This window comes from Streptococcus sp. 20925_1_22, assembly GCF_041431685.1.
Taxonomy (GTDB): Bacteria; Bacillota; Bacilli; order Lactobacillales; family Streptococcaceae; genus Streptococcus.
Genome location: NZ_JAPVYE010000002.1, coordinates 310,954 through 330,936 on the forward strand (window position 1 = coordinate 310,954; position 19,983 = coordinate 330,936).

Consider the following 19,983-nt stretch of genomic DNA (forward strand, 5'->3'; position numbering starts at 1 on the left):
GACATTCAAGAATTTCTCTTGGATGTCTTTTTTGATGTAAAAAACAATTTAACCTAAAAATACACCAAGATTCAAAATCTTGGTGTATTATCTTTTTTTAGATAATTGTTCTCTAAAAAGTTTTGTCATTTGTTTTTGTCCGGCAGGAGTACCTAGTGCTTCTTTGCTTATTTCTCCTTTAAATATTTGTTCCATTAAAAATAGGTAAGCCTCGCCTAAAGCAGTTGTAATTAATCCAGCAGTGGTTCCAGAAATCGTTCCGCCAACTGCTGTTCCTACTCCGGGAATAAATTTGAGTATATTAGAGACAATTGTTTTTCCGAGGAATGTTGCTCCCCCAGACCCTAAGGTTGAGGATACAAAGGCGGTTAGAAAAGTTTTATTTATATCAAGGCCAAATATTACAGTGATGCCAGTAATCATGCTTATCTGGGTTGGAACAAGCATGAATGCATCTGCGAATGGAACTGGAGCGAAACCTTCACCAAAACTTGCTGCTACTGCAGTCGCAATGACTGCCCTAGCATGTTTTTTTTTAGATTCCAGAGATACTTTTTGGATATTTTGGAGAGTATCTTGTAGTTCAGTTGGCAATACCTCAGACATTACATCAATCAAAGTATCTAATCCAAAAGCTTTAGCGACATATTCCTCATCAAAATCCATATCTTGAGCTAAAATTGGCACAACTTTACAAACATCTAAGTTTTCCTGCTCAACATGAGCTTTCATTTCTAGTGCTTTCTTCTTAGGTACAGATTGAGTAAGGACAACAATGATAGGTACCTTAGACGTTTTATTCTTCTCAGAAAACTCTCTAAGCCATTCCACTTCCGAACTATCGAAAGTACGGTTTGAACCGACATTAATACAATACCAAATGCAGTGGATCACCTCATTGATATCATTAGAAGAGTAACCGTTGTTAATTAGGTTAATCACTTCATCTTTGACACTCTCCTGTTGGGTATATGATAATTCAAAGCCGGGTGTATCATAGATAGCCAAAGGATATCCATTTTTTTCAATTTTGCGAATTTCCTGAGTTACTGGTCTACCCAATCCAGTATCGGCAAAATTACCTCTAAACAAACTGTTGATTAGTGTGCTTTTACCGACACCTGATTTCCCAATTACGATGATGTTTAATCTTTTTAAATTGTGAATTCTATCATTAATCGCATTGAGACATTGTTGCGCAATATTGTCAGTATTAATTTGCATGTTCTTCTACCTTTTTATATTCAGATTTTTTAACCAATTTGTCCTTGCAATCAAAAGTTACTTTTCGATGATTAGTTATTTTTACTTGCTTTTTATACAAATAATTTGTAGTTTTTTTCAAAACTTTAGGCAGAATCACTGTAGAAGCTAGAATTAAAACTCCACTTCCTAAGATATATTTTACTTTAGAAGAATTTCTTTTTTTGTTACCTTTTGTCTTTGACATAATATTTCTCACTAATATGATTTTTAAAATAATTATATCATATAAGAAATTAAAAGAGTCAATTTAATGATTTTGGTTATCTCTTTGTTTTAAAGATTTTAGAACAACTTCTCCGATAGAAATTGAAGTAATGTTAGCAGAGTTCTATTAGGTGTAATGAAGAGGATGTAAAGATCTTGAAGATAGAGAAGTAGTTATGTGGTTTTCAGCCTGTCTGGCTCTCCAAGGTACAAGAAAAATAAACCACCTGCCTTGCGTGTGTGGTCCCTAGATGGGTGGCTATGATTTGTAAAATAAGTCTAAGTAAATTGCTTGATAAGATTTAGTAATTTATAGATTTTAAAAAATTTATATAGTAAACTAGATGTGTAGCATTGGGTTTTGAGTGACTGAAAAATTAGTATGGATCGTACCAGTTGTTTTAGAGAATTAATGTGGTATCAAAAAAATTAAGGAGACGTTATGGAGAAACGAACGAAAATCATAATTGCAACAATTGCAACAATAGTTGCGCTCGTAAGTCTGGGAGGATGTGCCATGACTCAAAAAGAAAGTAATAAACAAGATAAGAAAATTACTTCTTCAAAAAAGGCTATCAAAGATGATAAAGAAGCTATCAAGCAAAAACAGCTCGCTTATCTCAAAGAACATGAGCAAGAAATTATAGATTTGGTAAAAGCTCAAAGTCCAAAAGTCGAATCAGTTCAGATTGATTGGGAAGAGACGCAATGGAGTGATGGTGGGCTTACAAATCCCGAGTATTATATTAATGTTTTTGGGCGAATCAATAATATTGAAGAATCGGGTTGGGGAGTGGATATACCGATTAATGATGATGAAAGTGTAAATCTTGAAGAAATGATTATAGGTAATTACATAAGTATCGGAGGTGAACCGATTGACTAATTAGAATTTGAAAAGTTTTAATAATATATGCTTCGTTAGAGGAATCATTCTATAGGCATAAAACTAATAGACATTCAAGAGCTATTTCTTGGATGTCTTTTTTCCATTATTCAACTTCCCATAAAATTCTTCTATTACTTTCATAGAAATTATATATTAGCCAGATAGGGGCAATCATAGTAAAATAGCTATCAAAATAGACTAAAGGAGTTTGGAATGAAGTTAGTTTCTTTATGGTCAAAGGTTTCTCTGGGCTTGCAACTCTTGATTGCTTTGATTTTGGGTGTTCTTGTTGCTCTTATCTGGCCGCAGTTTTCGGCTTTTTACCAATTTCTGGGTCAAGCTTTTATCAGTTTGATTAATATGGTGATTATTCCACTGGTCTTTCCAGTTGTGGTCGTAGCTGTGGCTGGTGTGATCGGCAAGAAATCTTTCGGGAAGCTTTTGTCAAAGAGTCTGCTCTATTTCTTTGGGGTCACGACGGCGATTACTTTTATTTTTGTCTTTGCATCTTATTATCTGGGCTTTGGTCAGGGAGTCAATATCGGTCAGGCGGGATCCAGCATTGACGGGATTGCCAAAAGTATTCAGTTGGATGAGTTTTTGCTTAGCTTCATTCCCTCTAATATCGTCAAGTCGCTTTCAGAAGGGGCTTTGCTTCCTATCATCGTCTTTGCGATATTTTTGGGTTATGGTCTTGGGAGTCTTAAGGAAGACAAGTCACAGAAGTTTATTGATTTATTACAAATTTGGATTGAGGCTATTTATAAAATTGTCGGTGTGATTGTGAAGCTGTCTCCGATTGGTATTTTTGGTTTTATTGCTAAGGATGTGGCTACGACAGGAGTTGACAAGTTGGCCGGTTTGGGGCAATTTGTAGCAGGGACTTATCTGGCTTATGGGGTTCTAGCTTTAGTGATTTTTCCTTTGATTGCTCTTACTTTCAGAATTCCTTATCTAACAAGCTTGCAACGGATTTGGAGTCTTTTGACTTTGGCTTTTGTCTCTGGCAGTTCCAGTGTTGTCCTGCCGCCGCTGTTGAAAGATTTAAAGAAGCAGGGCTATGATGAGCATGTCATAGATTTGGTTGTGCCTTTGGGTTACACTTTTAATCTTGAAGGGGCTGCTGTTTATTTCTCTGTAGCAACTATTTTTATTGCCCATGCTTATGGGATTGCTTTTTCTGTCTCAGGACTTTTCTTTACTGTTTTGCTTTTGACATTGATTGGTAAAACAGCTGCAACGGTGCCTTCTGGAGCGATTGTTGTCTTGCTGGCAGCTGCACCTCAGCTAGGCCTACCAGTCGAGGGTGTTGCCCTGATTTTTGCGGTTGATTTCTTTGTCAATGCTGGTCGTACGGCACTCAATGTTCTAGGCCAGGTCTTGGCCGTCAGTGTTATTGAAAAGACGGAAGGCAATGTAGTAGAAGAATCGAAAAGCAGCAAGTTGGCTGTTCGGTATTCATAAAGGAGAGAAGAATTATGAGTCAAGCAAAAGTTTATGTTATTCATGAAAATTTGGAGTGGACGCAGCACTTGGTCAAGTGGCTAGAGAAAAAAGATGTGCCCTATGAACTTTGGGATTTGTCAAGTGGGATCCTAGATCTGCAGAGTCCGCCCCCAACAGGAATTTTCTACAATCGGATGTCAGCTTCTTCTCATACGCGTGGACACCGCTATGCACCTGAATTTACAGAACAAGTTCTAGCTTGGCTGGAAGCTCACGGTCGTAAAGTCATCAACGGAAGTGGGGCTATTAATCTAGAAATTAGTAAGATTAAACAATATTTGAAGCTTTCTGAGGTTGGAATTGCTTATCCAGAGACAGTAGCCGTTTTGGGACAAGAGAATATTCTGGAAGCAGCTAGAAAACTCGATATTTATCCCCTGATTACCAAACATAATCGGGCTGGGAAAGGTTTGGGTGTGCAGCTCTTCAATAGTGAGGAAGAGTTGGAAGCCTATATAGACAGTCCTGCTTTTGAGCCTTCTGTGGATGGGATTACCCTGCTTCAGGCCTATATCAAGCCTGCGGATGGTCGGATTCGCCGTTCGGAGTTTATTAACCAGAAGTTTCTTTATACGGTGTCCATTGATTCATCAGATGGCTTTCAGCTTTGTCCGGCAGATGGGTGTCAGATTGGGCAAAAGCCTGCTCAGTTGGAAACATCGGATAAGTTTCAAATCACGGAGCCGCTGCCTGCTAGTCAAAGACAGGCTTACGAGACATTTCTAGCTCAGGCTGGTATTGATGTGGCGGCTATTGAGTGGGTAGAGTCGGAGGCAGGTCAGATTTATGTCTATGATGTGAACACCAATACCAACTATAATCCGACAGCGGAAGAAAAAGCAGGAATTTTTGCTCATCAGCGCTTGGCAGAATATCTAAAGAACGAGCTGGCAGCATCCTATTCAGAATAAATTTAAAACAAACAAAAGCTTTCCGTTTTGGAGGCTTTTTGTTTTTTCTTCGTTTTTAAAATATGACATCTGTCATTTTGTTTTTGTGACAAACGTTAGGTGAAGCGCTTACAAAAATTTGTTATATTTAGATTATTGAGATTGCTTCTTTTTTATAAAGGAGTTAGGTGCTAAACAAGGTGTTCATTTTGAACAAGAAAAGGTGAAAGGAGTGCGTTATGTAGCAGTGATTTAGTTGTGAGGAGTCTGATTTTATTTTTAGAATATTGAGGTGCATCATGAAAAATCATCAGGAAAAAGTGTGTAAAAATTGGTTTATGAGAAAAAGCGGCAAGCGTTGGGTGTTTGGGTGCGCCTTGCTTGCTTTTGGAGCTTTCTTGTTAGATGGTGGCGGTGTGGTTTATGCGGATGAGGGTAAGGCTAATCCAGCTCCTACTCAGGTCTTGCAGGCTGATTCATCAGCTGTCTTGGAGGCTGAGAGTGGGCAAACAGCTGCTCCTACAAGGAATACCGATAAGACAGAGAACCTTGTAGCCGGGGAGACTGCTGCAACTGCAGCGACGGAAGCAGATGATCAGGATGCAGCAGTAGAGTCAGCCAATCAAAAGGCTGATAAGGAAAATCAAGCCACAGCAAATGCTAAAGAGACCAAACAGGAAGAAGACGAACAGCCAGCGGCGAAGGAAGTTGCTTCGGAAAAACTCCCTGCCGTAGAGACTGTAGATAAGCAGTCAGGCTTCAATACTAATTTGGCAGAAGCCAAGGGAGACAAAAATGGAGTTTGGGAAGTCCGGGAACAAGGTCTTTATAGTGATGCCAGAGGCAAAGGTGATAGTTTCCTTTACTCTCAAAGTCAGGGCAAGGATTTTGTTTACTCGACGGATGTAACTTTTCTCAGTAAGGAAGGGGCAGCAGCCCTCATTTTCCGCAGTAATAATAATCCGGATGACAAGAGCAGCTATGCAGTTAATATTGATGGTGGCAGCAACAATGTGAAGTTTTGGCGTTGGCAAGGCGGACGTGACTATCAGTTTATCAATGAAAAGCATATCGAGCCTACGGAGGATAACAAATATCGGCTCAAGGTCGTTTCTATCGGCTCTTGGGTATACTACTATGTCAATGATATTCTAGTGGCCAGCTCAGGAGATTACACGCTTCAGAGAGATGATAAGGGGCAGAATACTTATCTGTCAGAAGGTTATTTTGGCTTACTTAACTGGAATAGCGAGCTGCTTTTTCAAAATACCTTTTATAAAGAAATCACTCCTCAGTCTAATCCCGAGTTGGAGGATATAAGGGTGACTTCTTCGGTTGGGAAAGTGGAGCAGAAAGGTCAGTTTAGTGCTCCTATTACCATCCAGTATGTCAAACATGATGCTGAGACTGTAGACTTGACCGTCGTAGCAAAAAATCCCGCTGCCAAGGTAAGCGTGACCGATGCTGCAGGTAGGGTTTATAGTGATTTGAAGAATATTCCGCTGGCAGTGGGGGCAAACTATCTGACTGTAACCAGCACTGTGACCGATGCGGATGGGCAGGAGGTCAGCCTGACTTACCGGCTCAATGTCCATCGTCGGCAGGCAGATGAGGTATACTACAATGAGCTTTATCGCGGTCAGTATCATTATTCGGTCAAGGACGGATGGGCCAATGATCCCAACGGGCTTGTTTATTACAAGGGAGTCTATCATTTCTTCTATCAGTTTTACGACGATACCAAGTGGGGGCCTATGCACTGGGGTCATGCGACCAGCAAGGATTTGATTCATTGGGAAGAACAGCCGATTGCCTTTTATCCGGATGCTAATGGGGCTATGTTCTCAGGCTCTATCGTAGCAGATACCACTAATTCCTCTGGTTTGTTTGACAATGACCAGGGCGGTTTAGTCGCACTGATTACTGCCGATGGAAACGGTCAGCGCATCAAGTTAGCCTACAGTAAGGATGAGGGCCGGACTTGGACGAAGCTTGATCAAATTGCAGCTGACTGGACGGACGATCCACTGCAATCTCAGGATTTCCGTGATCCCAAGGTCTTCCGTTGGGAGGGTAAATGGTTTATGGTCGTTGCAGGCGGACCGCTGAGAATTTATTCGTCTGATAATCTGCGTAATTGGAAGGTGGAGTCAACCTATGCGGATCTCCATACGGAGTGTCCAGATCTCTATCCTCTACTGGCAGACGATGGTAGCCTTAAGTGGGTCCTGTCTCGTGGCGGGCGCTCCTATAAGGTCGGTGATTTTAGACAGGTGGAGGGCAAGTGGACCTTCGTCCCAGATGCTGAGTTTGCTCAGGCTGATCAGGTTATGAACTTTGGTAAAGACTCTTATGCGGCCATGACTTACTACGTTCAGGACTTTGGCAGCAAGGCTAATCCAACCCTACCCGACATTATCGAGTCTAACTGGATGAATACCTGGGAGGACTACTGTAATCTGGTAGCCGATACCGTCGGTCAGAAGTTCAACGGCACCTTCAATCTTAACCTCAAACTAGGCCTTATCAAGCAAGACGGCAGCTATCGGCTGACTCAGACGCCGATTGCAGCTTATCAGTCTCTACGTCAGGAAGACAAGGCTGTGTTGTATAAAGACGTGGAAGTTAGTGAGAAGAATGAGCTGTTGAAAGATTTTTCCGGTGATCAGTATGAAATTGTCTCTACTTTCCGGCCGAGTGAAACGACTAAGAAAGTCGGTTTTAACCTGCGGGTTGGAGATGGAGAAGTGACTAGAGTTATCTATGGTTTAGAAAAGGAAACTCTCTCTATTGACCGTAGCCAGTCTGGTATTCTTCTCAGTAATAAATTTGCTCAGGTGGATAGTCAGTCCGTCAAGCGCAATGCGGATGGCAGCATAGATCTGCATCTCTACGTAGATCGTTCCAGCCTAGAAGTCTTTGCCAAAGGATATACTGTGGCGGGTGCCAATCAGATTTTCCCTGCGCCAAATAGTCTTGCGGCTAGTGTGTTTGTAGAAGGTGGGGCTGCTAAGGCTGACATTGCTCTTTATCCGCTGAAGGGCATCTGGAAAGACAAACAGGCAGTGAGCAAACCACTGGAACTAGTGCAGGCTTCTCCTGTAACAAATAATATTTATGTCGGTGATAGTTTGGATTTGAAAGCATACGTCATGCCAGCAAGTGTCTCTCAAGCGGTCAGCTGGAGTGTGGATCAGCCAGACTTGGTCTCTGTCACGGAAGATGGCAATAAGCTGCGAGTGACTGCTCTGCAAAGGGGCGTGGTCAAGGTAACGGCGACCTCTAAGGCAAATCCAAGCCTTTCCAAGGTCTTCACCATCAATATCAGCCGTAATGACTTTAAGACCAATGTTCCAGATCTAAAAGCTATTTCCGGTAAGTGGTATGTCGACGGTGAAAGTCTCTATAATCAGAATACCAGCGCCAATGATTATTATATGGGAGGTCAGAAGATTCCTTTCCCTGAGTATAACTTGGATGTGGATCTCAAGTATCAAAAAGGCTTGATTAATATTTTCTATGCGTCTGAAAATGTTGATCCTCGCAATGCTTATTCTATTCAATTTGGCGATAATGATAAGATTCGACTCTACCGCTTTATGGGAGAGACGATTGCAGAAAGTAGCATGAATGGCAAGCATCTTAATGACGGGCAGTTCCACCATGTTAAGCTAGTGAAAACTAAAAATGGTGTCAGTGTATCTGTGGACGGTGTAGAATACCTGAACCACCAATTTGATACGGTTGAGCCTTATTATAATGATGCCTACGTCGGTCTGGGACTCTGGGATGGGGACTTGGAAGCGCGTAATTTCTTTGTGACCAATCTTCATGCGCCAGCAGTTAATAAGGCTTCTCTGCAGAAAGTGGTAGACAGTACGGCTAGTCTAGATCCGAGCCTCTACACTGATGAGACAGTTCAGGCTTATCAAGCAGCCATGGCTCGAGCCCAGTCTCTCTTGGCAGATGAAAAAGCGGAGCAGACGGATTTAGATAAAGCAGAGCAAGATCTGAAGGCAGCTCTTGCTGCCCTGGCTCTGAAACCAAGTCATCAGGTCACTCCGGAAGAAGGGATAAAGGAACTAGTGGAAGAAAAGCCGTTCTTAGAAATCGTAATGGAAGAAATTGCATATCAGACTCGAGAACAGGAAAATCCAGAACTGGAACAAGGGCAGCGGCGGATACTTGTAACTGGCCAAAAGGGACAAAAGCGAGTCTTTGTAGAAGTCTTGAACGGTCAGCCAACCATCCTCGGTCAGGAAGTGCTTTCTCTAGCAGTTGACGAACTAGTAGAAGTTGGCAGCAAGGTGGTGGCTGAAAGTGCTAAACAGCCTTTGACAATAGCCCAGCCTCAAGCTCTGAAACAAGGTGAGGAAGGGAAAGTTATTTCGTCGCCAAGATTGCAGCCAGCTCCCGACTCAGCTCTACCTAAGACTGCCACTCAAGAAGATAACTTTCTGCCTCTGGCTGGTTTAGCTTTTCTGGGAATGGGTCTTCTAGCTGGAAGGAAGAAACAAGAAGACTAAGGTGCTAAGCAATGGTTAGTTGCACATAAAAAGGATGGGGTTTTCCCGTCCTTTTTTGATATAGATACGGCTTGTGAAATGATTAGTTTTTGGCTGGGCATGCTCTAGTATCTGGCAAGAAATTCCGCTACATCCATCTACTTGCTTTTTATCCCTCTATCCGAACTTGCATCCGGATGAACATATCGCGGTGCTGCTCCTGGAGTTGTGGCTGTTCATGGATGACCTCGCAGATATAATCACCCACAGGAGTATATCCAGCTTGGGACAGATCCTGGTAAAAATGCGGCAGAGCTTTAAGTTCATCTGCAAAGGAAGAGCAGTAAGCAACAGCATAATTTCCTGCCGGCAGCAACATTCGATTTAAGTGAGGAAGTTCATTGGGAGTATGATGGAAGAGACAGAGTTGCTTGGAAATACATCTTTCTTTTTGGAAATCTTCTTGTTTCATAATGGAGCCAACGCGGCTGAAATGAGTGAAAAAAGGACTGTAAAGTAGAATTTCTTGCTTGAAGCAGCGGAGAGCAAGTTCGTATTCTTCACTTTTCATTTGATAAATATTTTGATCAATTTCAAAAGTAAGCAGCTGCCGCTCAGGAAAAGTTAGGATTTCCAGTTCTTGCTCGCTCTGCTTTTCGCCATAGATACGGGCACCAGACCGAAAGATTTCGATTTCTTGGATTTGTTTTTCTAAATCCTCTTTTTCCTCTAGAAGGCGCTGATAGCGTTCCTCGATAAGCTGGTGCAGTTGAAAATGGTCCTTATCAGATAGGATTTCTTTGATGTCTTCTAGAGAAAAATTCAGTTGACGCAGGTACTGAATGGAGTCAACCAGAGAAGATTGATTGATGTGATAGTAGCGATAGTTGGTTTCTGGATCGACTTTATAGGGTTTTAAAAGACCGATTTGGTCATAGAATCGTAGAGTTTGGATGGAAATCTGATTTATTTGGGAAAATTCTCCGATACGCAAAATTTTTTTCATTTTTTAAAACCCTCTATTGACTCTCTAGTTACTAGAGATATTATACTATAATTGTGAAAATAATAACAATTAATGGAGGGTTTGCCATGAGAAATACAAAAATTCGTGCTGTTCAGTATGGCTGCGGCAAGATGTCTAAAGTGATTTTCAAGTATCTGCTGGATCACGGTGTAGAAATTGTCGGAGCTATTGATAACAATCCTGCTGTAGTAGGACAGGATGTTGGCGATTTTGCAGAGCTAGGCTATAAGACTGGTGTTCTGATTTCTGATAATGCCGAACATGTCTTTGGAGAGTGTGATGCTGACATTGCCATCGTCACTATTGCTTCCTATATGCCGGAAATGTATGATTTTTTTGAAACAGCCATCAAGCATGGAGTTAATATCATCACGACCTGTGAGGAAGCTATCTACCCTTGGACGACGTCGCCTTCCGAAACAAACCGCTTGGACAAGCTGGCTAAAGAATATGGTGTCACTGTAATGGGCTCAGGCATGCAGGATATTTACTGGATTAATATGCCTTGCTTGGCTATGTCTGGCCTTAATCGTATTCAAAAGGTGAAAGGGATTGTCAGCTATAATGTGGAAGACTATGGTCTGGCTTTGGCAGAAGCGCATGGTGCTGGTTACGATTCAGAGCGATTTGAAAAGGAAATTGCCAGTGCTGAGAGTCTGCCGTCCTATATGTGGAATGCTGCTGAAGCTATTTGCTCTAAGATGAACTGGACCATTCAGGATATTTCACAAAAGAACGTTCCTTATATTCTGGATGAAGATGTTTATTCTGAAACGCTGGGTCGCATAGTTCCGGCGGGGCAAGTAACGGGTATGTCAGCTGTGACGACCATTCATACCCATCAGGGAATTGAGTTGGAAGTAGAGTGTATTGGCAAGGTCTATCGTGAAAATGACGGAGATATGTGTGATTGGGAAATTACTGGCGAGCCAAATCTAGTCTTCTCAGTCAGCAAGCCTGATACTGTAGCCTTGACCTGTGCCACTATCGTCAATCGTATCCCATCTGTGTTAGACGCACCGGCAGGTTATGTGACCTCTGAGTTGGCGCGTGACTTAGCCTATCCGACCTATCCACTTCATACCTATGTGGAAAAATAGCAGAGCTTATAACTAAAAATACACCTCCCACATCAATTGGGAGGTGTATTTTTAAGTATTAGTCTTCCTTTTTCTTTAAGAGGAAGAGTCCAGCTGCTCCTGCAACCAGAAGTCCAGCTAGCACGAAGCTAGCACGTGTTTCTTGGCTTCCGGTCTCTGGCAGAGTCTGATTGTTGTAGGTCAGGGCTACTGTCCGAGCCGGCGGATTGACAGTGGCAGGCTTCCAGTCAAGGACAGTCTGACTTGGAGCTTGGTAGGTTGGATCAGGTGTCGCAGGACTTGGGAGGTCTATCAGCTCGGCCAACTGGCTGCCAAAGATAGCATTGGAAATCCAGCGGTAGAAATGAACAGGGTGAAGGCGGTTAGTCGGATTGCCGGCGTAGACAAAGAGAGGCTTCTCGTTATAGGTACCAGCAATGGCTACGACTTTGTTGGCTAGTTGCTCATTGCCAGGCCACCAGCCAGCGATATAGAAGTCACTTCCGGCAATGCTGGCAAGAGTTCTAAAGTTGGCAGGAATCTTAGCAATCCAGTTACCAGAGTTGGAGTAAAAGAGTCCATCCTTCTTGTAGCCGCTGGTCAGCGGGTCTTGGTCTTGGATAATAGCCTTCATCAGTCCTTCATAGTCACTGCCGTTCTTGAAGCGTTCAGCGTCGAAGCCGTCTAGGATTCCTAATTTTTCCAAGCGCTGCATAGCAGAGCCTCCGACGACGATGGTTGGCTTGAGTCCGACAAGAGACTTGTCATAGTTGTTGCTTTCAAGGACGATGACATCCGCATCTTCTGGACGATCGACGATTTCAAAGCCCATATTCTTCAGAGCTAAGGCAGTATGAGCTGGTGCGTCCACGCCTGCCCATGAAAATTGATGCGGTGGTGCGTAGATCTTGAGAGGCTTCAGAGTTGGTCCCTGTGGAATCTTATAAAGGGCGTCGCCGTAAATAGCATAACGATCTAAGAGGCTGGTAAAGGTCGGCGTATCAACGATATAGCCGTCGTCTGTCAGATAAACCTTTTTGCCTTCTGCAAGAGCTTGATTGACGGCCTTAACGGCACTTTCAGACGTATTGGCAATGACGTAATAAGGCGCTTTCTCGTCAACCTGATTGGTACGTGCAGCACGGAGGGCTGTCACCTCTCCTAGCTTGCCTTCAAAGAGCTTATCGCCAAAGACTGGCTGGGCTTTGAAGCCTTTCATATCAGGAAAATTGACGACCAATTCCGCATACATAGCTGCCCACTTGGATTCATTTGAGCCTTTGTAGAGGACATGATTGGCATAGCCACGCTTAGCCTGCGCCATATCGACAACCAAATCGCCTTTTTTATAGTTGCCGCTGTCTTCCTTGAGTTCTTTGACCAGGACACCGTTGCGCTTGAAATAATCAATCGTATTAAAGGCTTCTTGGGTATCGTTGTCCTTGTCCACTCCCATCGGGATGACATAGTAGTCTGGGAAGAATTTTTCCTGGCCTTTTTTAATCCGGCCTACGACCTGACCATCAGGTCCGACGAGTTCACTTTCTGCCTTAGGATCTTCGACTTTATTGATGCCGCGCAGGTAGAAGTTGAGACGCATCTCCATGAGTTTATCTGGGTTCTGAGCTAGATAGTCAAGGCCTCCTAGAACTGCATAATATCCAGCCTTGTAGGACTCTTGATTACCCTCGGGAATTTCGATGGTATGTCCCAGGATGCCATGGTACATAGAATAAACCGCTGTGTAGCCGGAGAAGGAATCGTCCCATCCGTCTCCCCAGTCCAGTTTTGGAATGATGTATTTGTCGTAGCCAGAGTTGGCAACGCCGGCCCGTCCCATATGATGGGCGTTGTCCAGCATGAGGTCAGCTAAAAGGTCATATTCAAAGTTAGGATCGTGAGGCGGGGTTGCCGGCTCAATCAGGAATTCCTTGACAAAGCCGTGGATATCATAGAGGGCAATCGGGTTCCATTTGTTGATCAATCCAGCAACGGTGCGGGTTTCAGGATTGGCTTGGTAGCCAGTATCACGGTTAGGGTCAAGGCCATTGGCCAGAGCCCGAGTGTTAAGGACATCGCCGTCAGGGTTTTCCGTAAAGTCAAAGAGGAAGATAAACTTCTTCAGTAAATCTTGGATTTTGAGAGTGACAAGTTTTTCAGAACCATCGGCAGCGGTTGTTTTGAAGCTGACTTGGTCTTTGGTGGCAAAGGTCTTAAAGAGACCTGTGATAATATCAATAGCAGGCTGTTCATCAGCGTGAGTGTTGTTAATGAGCACAGGCAGTTTATAGTCTAGGTTGCCATTTTTGAGAGCTGCCAGCATTTCTGCTGGTTTGGTCAAGGCCTGTGGATTAGTTGTGCTGAGGTAGTCGTCAATGCTCTTTTGGTCAGAACTGATAATACCCAGCTTGATATCACGACCCTGAGCACTCTTTCCGATATTCTCAATCTGTACCAAGCGATCAGTCTTGGCATCCTGTCTGCTCTTTTCGATGGATGCCAGCATCTCCTCATGGCTGTGGAAGTCTTCATAAGGGCGCAAGACGATATTTTTGCGAATGGTCAAGCTCAAGTCCTGGCTCGTACCAACCAGTTCATGCTTGCCAATGAATTTTCGATAGGTCCGGCGAATATTATGGGGAGAGCGCAGGCTGAGATCGTCTCCGAAAAGCTTTTGAAACTGCAGATTCAGATGAAGATCGTTCCCGTCGGCCTTTTCCTCAATTGTGACAAAGGGTTGGCCGGTAAAGGTGCCGCTGTCCATGTTCCAGGTTTTCCAGTCGGCAATCGGTTTATTGTCCAGAGTCCAGGTCAGCTTGCCCGCCTGAGAAGCCTGTCCTTGGACGGTTTCCTTGACCTCTGCAGGCTCGGACATATAGACAGTGCTGTCGGCCAGCTGGGTCTTGGCTTCTTCAGAAGCAGCTGTTCTTGTTTGAGCTGCTGCAGAGACAGCTGGATTGTCCGCTGCAGGAGCAGGAGTCTGTTCTTTTTCTCCTGTCTGATTTGGAGCAGCTTCTGTCGCTGGAGTTACAGCCTCTACCTGATTGGCGGTTGGCTGTGACTCAGTACTGTTCTGCTGGTCAGCCGCGGCCTTGCCCTGAGCTAAGACAGCCATCAATACAGCGGCTGATAAACTCAAGACCTGAGTATAGAGACGCTTCTTGTATGAATCGTTCATTAGGAAATCTCCTTTGTGTAAAATATTCTATATTTAGTATAACAAATATCGAAAGCGCTTTCAAACAAAAATAGAAAAACATACAAAGATGTTCAAAATAGTTTCTCAGATGAATTGCTGAGCGTAGGAGAATTTTCCTTGTTTCAAGTGCTATTTGCAATATCCGAACCTTCTGCCTTTATTTTCTGAAATAGTATACAAAATCCTCGAATTTATGCTACAATGAGACAAACTAAAAATGATTGGAGCCAAGCATGAAAGCAATTATTACCGTTGTCGGAAAAGATAAAACAGGGATTGTAGCCGGAGTTTCTACTAAGATTGCGGAGCTGGGGCTGAATATTGACGATATTTCCCAAACCGTTTTGGAGGAATATTTTACCATGATGGCCTTGGTGTCCAGCGATGAAAAGCAAGATTTTACGGTACTTCGCAATGAGTTTGAAGCTTTTGGCCAAGAGCTCAACGTCAAAATCAACATTCAAAGTGCAGCCATTTTTGATGCCATGTACACTATCTAAGGAGTGAAGGATGGATATTAGACAAGTAACAGAAACCATTGCCATGATTGAGGAGCAGAATTTTGATATTCGGACCATCACCATGGGCATTTCACTCTTGGACTGCATCGACACAGATATTAATCGGGCGGCGGAGAAGATTTACCAAAAAATCACGACCAAAGCGAAAGACCTGGTGGCAGTTGGGGATGAAATTGCTGCAGAGCTTGGGATTCCTATCGTCAACAAGCGGGTCTCCGTGACTCCGATTTCTCTGATTGGGGCAGCGACAGACAGTAGTGACTATGTGCCGTTGGCCAAGGCTTTAGACAAGGCAGCCAAGGAAATCGGTGTTGACTTTATCGGTGGTTTCTCGGCCTTGGTTCAAAAGGGCTATCAAAAAGGCGATGAAATCCTCATTAATTCCATTCCGCGCGCTTTGGCTGAGACGGACAAGGTCTGCTCCTCTGTCAATATCGGCTCAACCAAGACCGGCATCAATATGACGGCAGTTGCGGATATGGGGCGGATTATTAAGGAAACGGCCCAGCTTTCTGACATGGGGGCGGCCAAGCTGGTCGTCTTTGCTAATGCAGTAGAGGACAATCCTTTTATGGCAGGCGCCTTCCATGGTGTCGGTGAAGCAGATGTGGTCATCAATGTCGGTGTTTCTGGGCCAGGTGTTGTCAAGCGAGCCCTGGAAAAGGTCCGCGGTGAGAGCTTTGACGTGGTGGCTGAAACGGTCAAGAAAACAGCCTTCAAAATCACCCGTATCGGTCAGTTGGTCGGTCAGATGGCCAGTGAGCGTCTGGGCGTCAAGTTCGGGATTGTTGACTTGAGTCTTGCTCCAACACCGGCAGTCGGAGACTCAGTGGCCCGTGTCTTGGAAGAAATGGGCTTGGAAACAGTTGGCACTCATGGCACGACAGCGGCGCTTGCCCTGCTAAATGACCAAGTCAAAAAAGGCGGTGTCATGGCCTGCAATCAGGTTGGTGGTCTGTCTGGTGCTTTCATTCCTGTGTCAGAAGATGAGGGCATGATTGCAGCTGTGCAGAATGGCTCGCTCAATCTAGAAAAGCTAGAAGCTATGACAGCTATCTGCTCGGTAGGTTTGGATATGATTGCCATTCCAGAGGTGACACCGGCTGAAACCATCGCGGCCATGATTGCGGATGAGGCAGCGATTGGCGTTATCAATCAGAAGACGACAGCTGTGCGGATTATTCCAAAGGGCAAGGAAGGCGATATGATTGAATTTGGTGGGCTCTTGGGAACAGCTCCGGTCATGAAGGTCAATCAGGCTTCGTCAGCTGCCTTTATCGCCCGGGGCGGTCAAATTCCAGCGCCTATTCACAGCTTTAAAAATTAAAAAGCTAGATTTGAAACAGCTTTTAAGAAAGCATCATAAAGGACAGCTATTCAGTTTCCGAGTAGGAGTTTGCGGGATTGAATCTAGCTGGATGCTTGAGATGTAGGGGATTATAAGGAGATTGTTTAGGTTATGAATAAAAGAGAGCTAGCTGAGCTGGCCCTTGATTTAGGTTTGGATTTTGATAAGGAGAGCGGCATTATATATGGCCGTAGAAGGGATTATGCTTTTTATCTAGAGACCATAACAGATGGCGACGAATTTGCGATTTTTTTCTCGGTCAGATGTGAGCAGGGCTATATCGGTCGAGATGCCTTGGAAGCTCTGATCAACGATTCCGAGGTCTTGATTGATTTTGAGAGAGCTGGCTACTGTCTGGCCTGTCAGATTTTGGCTAATCAAGACCGAGATTTGCTGCCGGACATTTTGGAGGAGGCTATTGAAGACTGCACCCGCTACTTTGAGGAGCAAGGGCTGGTTAGCGCCTGTGAGAAAACCGGTGAAACCGGAGATGTAGACTTGTATCAGTTCAAAGGAGACTGGCTCTTTCTCACGCCATCTAGCTATGAGCGAATGATTTCCATCTCACAGGATAAGGTGACAAAGCGCTCCCTTCCTCATCAAAGTCCGCAGAAAATACATTATTTTCTGGGGATTTTCGGAGCATTTTTGACTAGCTTGGTTGGTGCATGCCTCGTCTTCTTCCTGACAGGTGCCTCCTTGGCTATGGGCTTCATATCAGGTTTTACACTGCTATTTAGCATTGCTTGCTATGAAAAGTTTGTCAAAGGAATTTCTGTTTTAGGAATTGTGGTAAGTTTCTTTTTTACTTTAACGATGAGCTTTTTAGCTGTTCAAATCGGTTATGCCAATTCTTTTTACCAAGGGGAAGGCAATATTTTGCAAGCCGTTATCGCTATTAATAAAGCCGCTTTATCCGGTCAGTTTGGTCTTAATTATTGGCTCCATTATCCGTTCATTGTTCTTGGATGTGTCAGTTCTGTAAAAGTTCATGTTAAGTCTCTATAGTTGATTAGATGCTGACTTCACAGTGAGTAGCTGTCTATCATAGTGGGAAACCGAGTTCTCCCTCTTCTTTATCTAAAGAATACGAAGGCCTATACTATAATAAACAAAGGAAAAATAAAAGAGGTAAACTATGTCAAAAACAAGACTCTATGTTATCCGTCATGGCAAGACCATGTTCAATACTATCGGCCGGGCACAGGGCTGGTCTGATACGCCGCTGACTGCCGAAGGCGAGCGCGGTATTCGTGAGCTGGGTATCGGATTGCGAGAGTCTGGCTTGCCTTTTATCAAGGCTTTTTCCAGTGATAGCGGCAGGACCATTCAGACCATGGGGATTATCCTAGAGGAGCTGGGTCTGACTGGCCAGATTCCCTATCGCTATGACAAGCGTATCCGGGAGTGGTGTTTCGGAAGTTTTGATGGTGCCTATGGGGGTGAGCTCTTTCATGGCGTTATCCCACGAGTTCTTAAGACGGATAATTACAAGGAACTCAGTTGGCCGGATTTGGCGAATGGCCTGGTAGAAGTGGATTCAGCTGGCTGGGCTGAACCTTGGGACAAGCTTAGCGGTCGGATTTTAGAAGGCTTTGAAGCCATTGCTAGAGAGGTGGAGTCCTCTGGCGGCGGCAATGCTCTGGTCGTCAGCCACAGCATGACCATTGGTACCTTGGCTTATCTGGTTGATGAGAATATCACGAAAAATCCTAATGTTGATAATGGCAGTGTCACAGTGCTGGAATATGAAGATGGTCACTTTACTATCCAAACCTTGGGTGATGTGTCTTACCGTCAGGTTGGCGCAGCCATATTGGACCGAGAAAATCAAGAATGAGCGGGAGTTTTGAGACTCCTGCTTTTTGCTTTGAAAGCCAGATGGCGCCAATTTCTTCATAAAATGGTATAATATGAAAAGAATAACGGAGGAAATGAAATGGCAAAAACAAGATTATACTTGGTTCGTCATGGCAAAACCATGTTTAATACTATCGGCCGGGCTCAAGGCTGGTCTGATACCCCATTGACTGAAGTTGGGGAACGTGGCATTCATGAGTTGGGCATTGGCCTGAGAGAAGCTGGGCTTGATTTCAAATTGGCCCGTTCCAGCGACAGCGGCCGAACTATTCAGACCATGGGCATTATTCTAGAGGAACTGGGCCTGACAGGACAGATTCCTTATACCTTTGACAAACGGATTCGCGAATGGTGCTTTGGCAGTTTTGATGGTGGTTATGATGGAGAGCTCTTTATGGGTGTGATGCCCCGGGTTTTCAATATTGAGCATGTTCATCAGCTTAGCTATGCTGAGTTGGCAGAAGGTCTTGTAGAAGTCGATACAGCTGGCTGGGCGGAAAACTGGGAAAAGCTCAGCGGCCGAATCTGGGAAGGCTTTTCAGCCATAGCTGAGGAGCTGGAAGCTGCTGGTGGTGGCAATGCTCTGGTCGTCAGCCACGGCATGACCATCGGAACCTTTGTCTATCTAATCAATCGAACTCGGCCTCATGGTTTGGACAATGGTAGTGTGACGGTTGTAGACTATGAAGACGGTAAATTCACAGTAGCTTGCGTCGGAGACATGTCTTATCGAGAGGCCGGTGCCAAAGTAATGGAGGAAGAAGTTGAAGCGCGCTAAACATCGCAAAGAAAAGAGAAAATCGAAGTCTAAGAAGATTGGGTTGACACTTTTGTTGTTAATCGTCTTGTGTCTGGCAGCTGGAGGAACGGCGATTTATTTCCGTCCGTCCTTGTTACAAGATCTGCTTGCAAAGATTCAGTTTTCGGGTTCGTCTAGTAGTTCTGCTACGAAGGGCTCTTCTAGCTCAGAGAGTTCACAGTCTGATTTGCCCAAGGTGTCTTCTACTGACTGGAATTTGATTTTGGTCAATCGTGACAACCAGCAAGAAGAAAAGACGCCTGATCTGACTCAGATTGGAGAGGTCCAGGTGGACAGCCGCATTGCTGAAAATACTCGGCAATTCCTAGCAGCAGCCCAAGCGATAGCTCCTGAAGAAACTCTAATCTCTGGCTATCGCAGCCGAGCTGAGCAGGAGGAACTCTATAATGAAAAAGTTGCTGGGGAAGTCGCCAAAGGCTTGTCAAATGAAGAAGCAGTCAGCATCGTTCTGAAGCAGGTGCAGCTTCCAGGAGCCAGCGAGCATCAAACGGGCTTGGCTATTGATATGAGCGCTCCAGAAGGTCAGGAGGATGAATTGGCAGCTAAGATTGCGGAGCTAGCTCCCCAGTATGGTTTTGTCCTTCGCTATCCGGATGGCAAGAGTGATATTACCGGAGTTGACTTTGAGAATTGGCATTACCGCTATGTCGGTGTGGAGAATGCCCAGTATATGCAGAAGCACAATCTGGTTCTGGAAGAATATATCGCCCTACTCAAGGAAGCGGGCAAATAAACAAGTAAGTCAGGTGTTCCTGGCTTTTTTTATGCTGATTTATCATGATGCAGCTCTCTAATCCTTTTAGCTTCAGATTAAATCAACTACAAGTATTGAAAGATAAAAACGAACCACTTTCTGTAAAAAATATTTA

Annotated in this window: 15 protein-coding genes; 11 read left to right on the top strand and 4 right to left on the bottom strand. The window is 44.1% G+C overall.

The genetic code is table 11. The features are described from left to right. Positions 1 to 87 precede the first annotated feature (87 nt). On the bottom strand, positions 88 to 1,224 hold the full coding sequence (locus tag O3621_RS04060; protein ID WP_002911688.1) for a YcjF family protein: 1,137 nt from the start codon (positions 1,222 to 1,224) through the stop codon (positions 88 to 90). Then, positions 1,214 to 1,450, bottom strand: coding sequence for a hypothetical protein (locus O3621_RS04065; protein ID WP_002911689.1), 237 nt, complete (start codon positions 1,448 to 1,450; stop codon positions 1,214 to 1,216). Before O3621_RS04065 ends, O3621_RS04060 begins: the two co-directional genes overlap by 11 nt. 462 nt (positions 1,451 to 1,912) lie before the next feature. On the opposite strand from O3621_RS04065, the gene O3621_RS04070 reads away from it, so the two are divergent. From O3621_RS04070 to O3621_RS04085, 4 genes are all read left to right on the top strand, one after another. Next, positions 1,913 to 2,356 (top strand): hypothetical protein, encoded by a 444-nt coding sequence (locus O3621_RS04070; RefSeq protein ID WP_002911690.1) that lies wholly within the window; start codon positions 1,913 to 1,915, stop codon positions 2,354 to 2,356. Positions 2,357 to 2,572: 216 nt separating this feature from the next. Then, positions 2,573 to 3,823, top strand: coding sequence for a dicarboxylate/amino acid:cation symporter (locus O3621_RS04075; protein ID WP_002911691.1), 1,251 nt, complete (start codon positions 2,573 to 2,575; stop codon positions 3,821 to 3,823). A gap of 14 nt (positions 3,824 to 3,837) precedes the next feature. Next, positions 3,838 to 4,776: a RimK family alpha-L-glutamate ligase gene (locus tag O3621_RS04080; RefSeq protein WP_004185400.1), complete on the top strand. Its 939-nt coding sequence runs from the start codon at positions 3,838 to 3,840 to the stop codon at positions 4,774 to 4,776. Between the two features lie 278 nt (positions 4,777 to 5,054). Then, a complete protein-coding gene (locus O3621_RS04085; protein WP_004185402.1) occupies positions 5,055 to 9,281 on the top strand; it encodes a GH32 C-terminal domain-containing protein in 4,227 nt (1,408 codons plus the stop codon). A 148-nt stretch (positions 9,282 to 9,429) separates the two neighbouring features. Here O3621_RS04085 and O3621_RS04090 read toward each other — a convergent pair whose 3' ends face one another. Then, positions 9,430 to 10,266 (bottom strand): helix-turn-helix domain-containing protein, encoded by an 837-nt coding sequence (locus O3621_RS04090; RefSeq protein WP_002916449.1) that lies wholly within the window; start codon positions 10,264 to 10,266, stop codon positions 9,430 to 9,432. 86 nt (positions 10,267 to 10,352) lie between these two features. On the opposite strand from O3621_RS04090, the gene O3621_RS04095 reads away from it, so the two are divergent. Next, positions 10,353 to 11,387: a dihydrodipicolinate reductase gene (locus O3621_RS04095; RefSeq protein ID WP_032911841.1), complete on the top strand. Its 1,035-nt coding sequence runs from the start codon at positions 10,353 to 10,355 to the stop codon at positions 11,385 to 11,387. Positions 11,388 to 11,445: 58 nt separating this feature from the next. On the opposite strand, the gene O3621_RS04100 is transcribed toward O3621_RS04095, so the two are convergent. Further along, a complete protein-coding gene (locus tag O3621_RS04100) occupies positions 11,446 to 14,544 on the bottom strand; it encodes an LPXTG-anchored zinc carboxypeptidase (protein WP_314448557.1) in 3,099 nt (1,032 codons plus the stop codon). 254 nt (positions 14,545 to 14,798) lie between these two features. Here O3621_RS04100 and O3621_RS04105 point away from each other — a divergent pair, with 254 nt between their 5' ends. From O3621_RS04105 to O3621_RS04130, 6 genes are all read left to right on the top strand, one after another. Further along, positions 14,799 to 15,065, top strand: a complete 267-nt coding sequence (locus O3621_RS04105) for an ACT domain-containing protein (protein WP_002911697.1) — start codon at positions 14,799 to 14,801, stop codon at positions 15,063 to 15,065. 10 nt (positions 15,066 to 15,075) lie between these two features. Beyond that, positions 15,076 to 16,413, top strand: coding sequence for a PFL family protein (locus O3621_RS04110; RefSeq protein WP_371513742.1), 1,338 nt, complete (start codon positions 15,076 to 15,078; stop codon positions 16,411 to 16,413). Between the two features lie 132 nt (positions 16,414 to 16,545). After that, a complete protein-coding gene (locus O3621_RS04115) occupies positions 16,546 to 17,442 on the top strand; it encodes a hypothetical protein (RefSeq protein WP_371513744.1) in 897 nt (298 codons plus the stop codon). A 130-nt stretch (positions 17,443 to 17,572) separates the two neighbouring features. Then, complete coding sequence (locus O3621_RS04120; RefSeq protein ID WP_004185413.1) at positions 17,573 to 18,274, top strand: histidine phosphatase family protein; 702 nt, start codon at positions 17,573 to 17,575, stop codon at positions 18,272 to 18,274. A gap of 99 nt (positions 18,275 to 18,373) precedes the next feature. Beyond that, positions 18,374 to 19,072, top strand: a complete 699-nt coding sequence (locus O3621_RS04125) for a histidine phosphatase family protein (RefSeq protein WP_004185414.1) — start codon at positions 18,374 to 18,376, stop codon at positions 19,070 to 19,072. Beyond that, positions 19,059 to 19,847, top strand: coding sequence for a D-alanyl-D-alanine carboxypeptidase family protein (locus tag O3621_RS04130; RefSeq protein WP_049553371.1), 789 nt, complete (start codon positions 19,059 to 19,061; stop codon positions 19,845 to 19,847). The genes O3621_RS04125 and O3621_RS04130 overlap by 14 nt, the downstream gene beginning before the upstream one ends. Positions 19,848 to 19,983 lie beyond the last annotated feature (136 nt).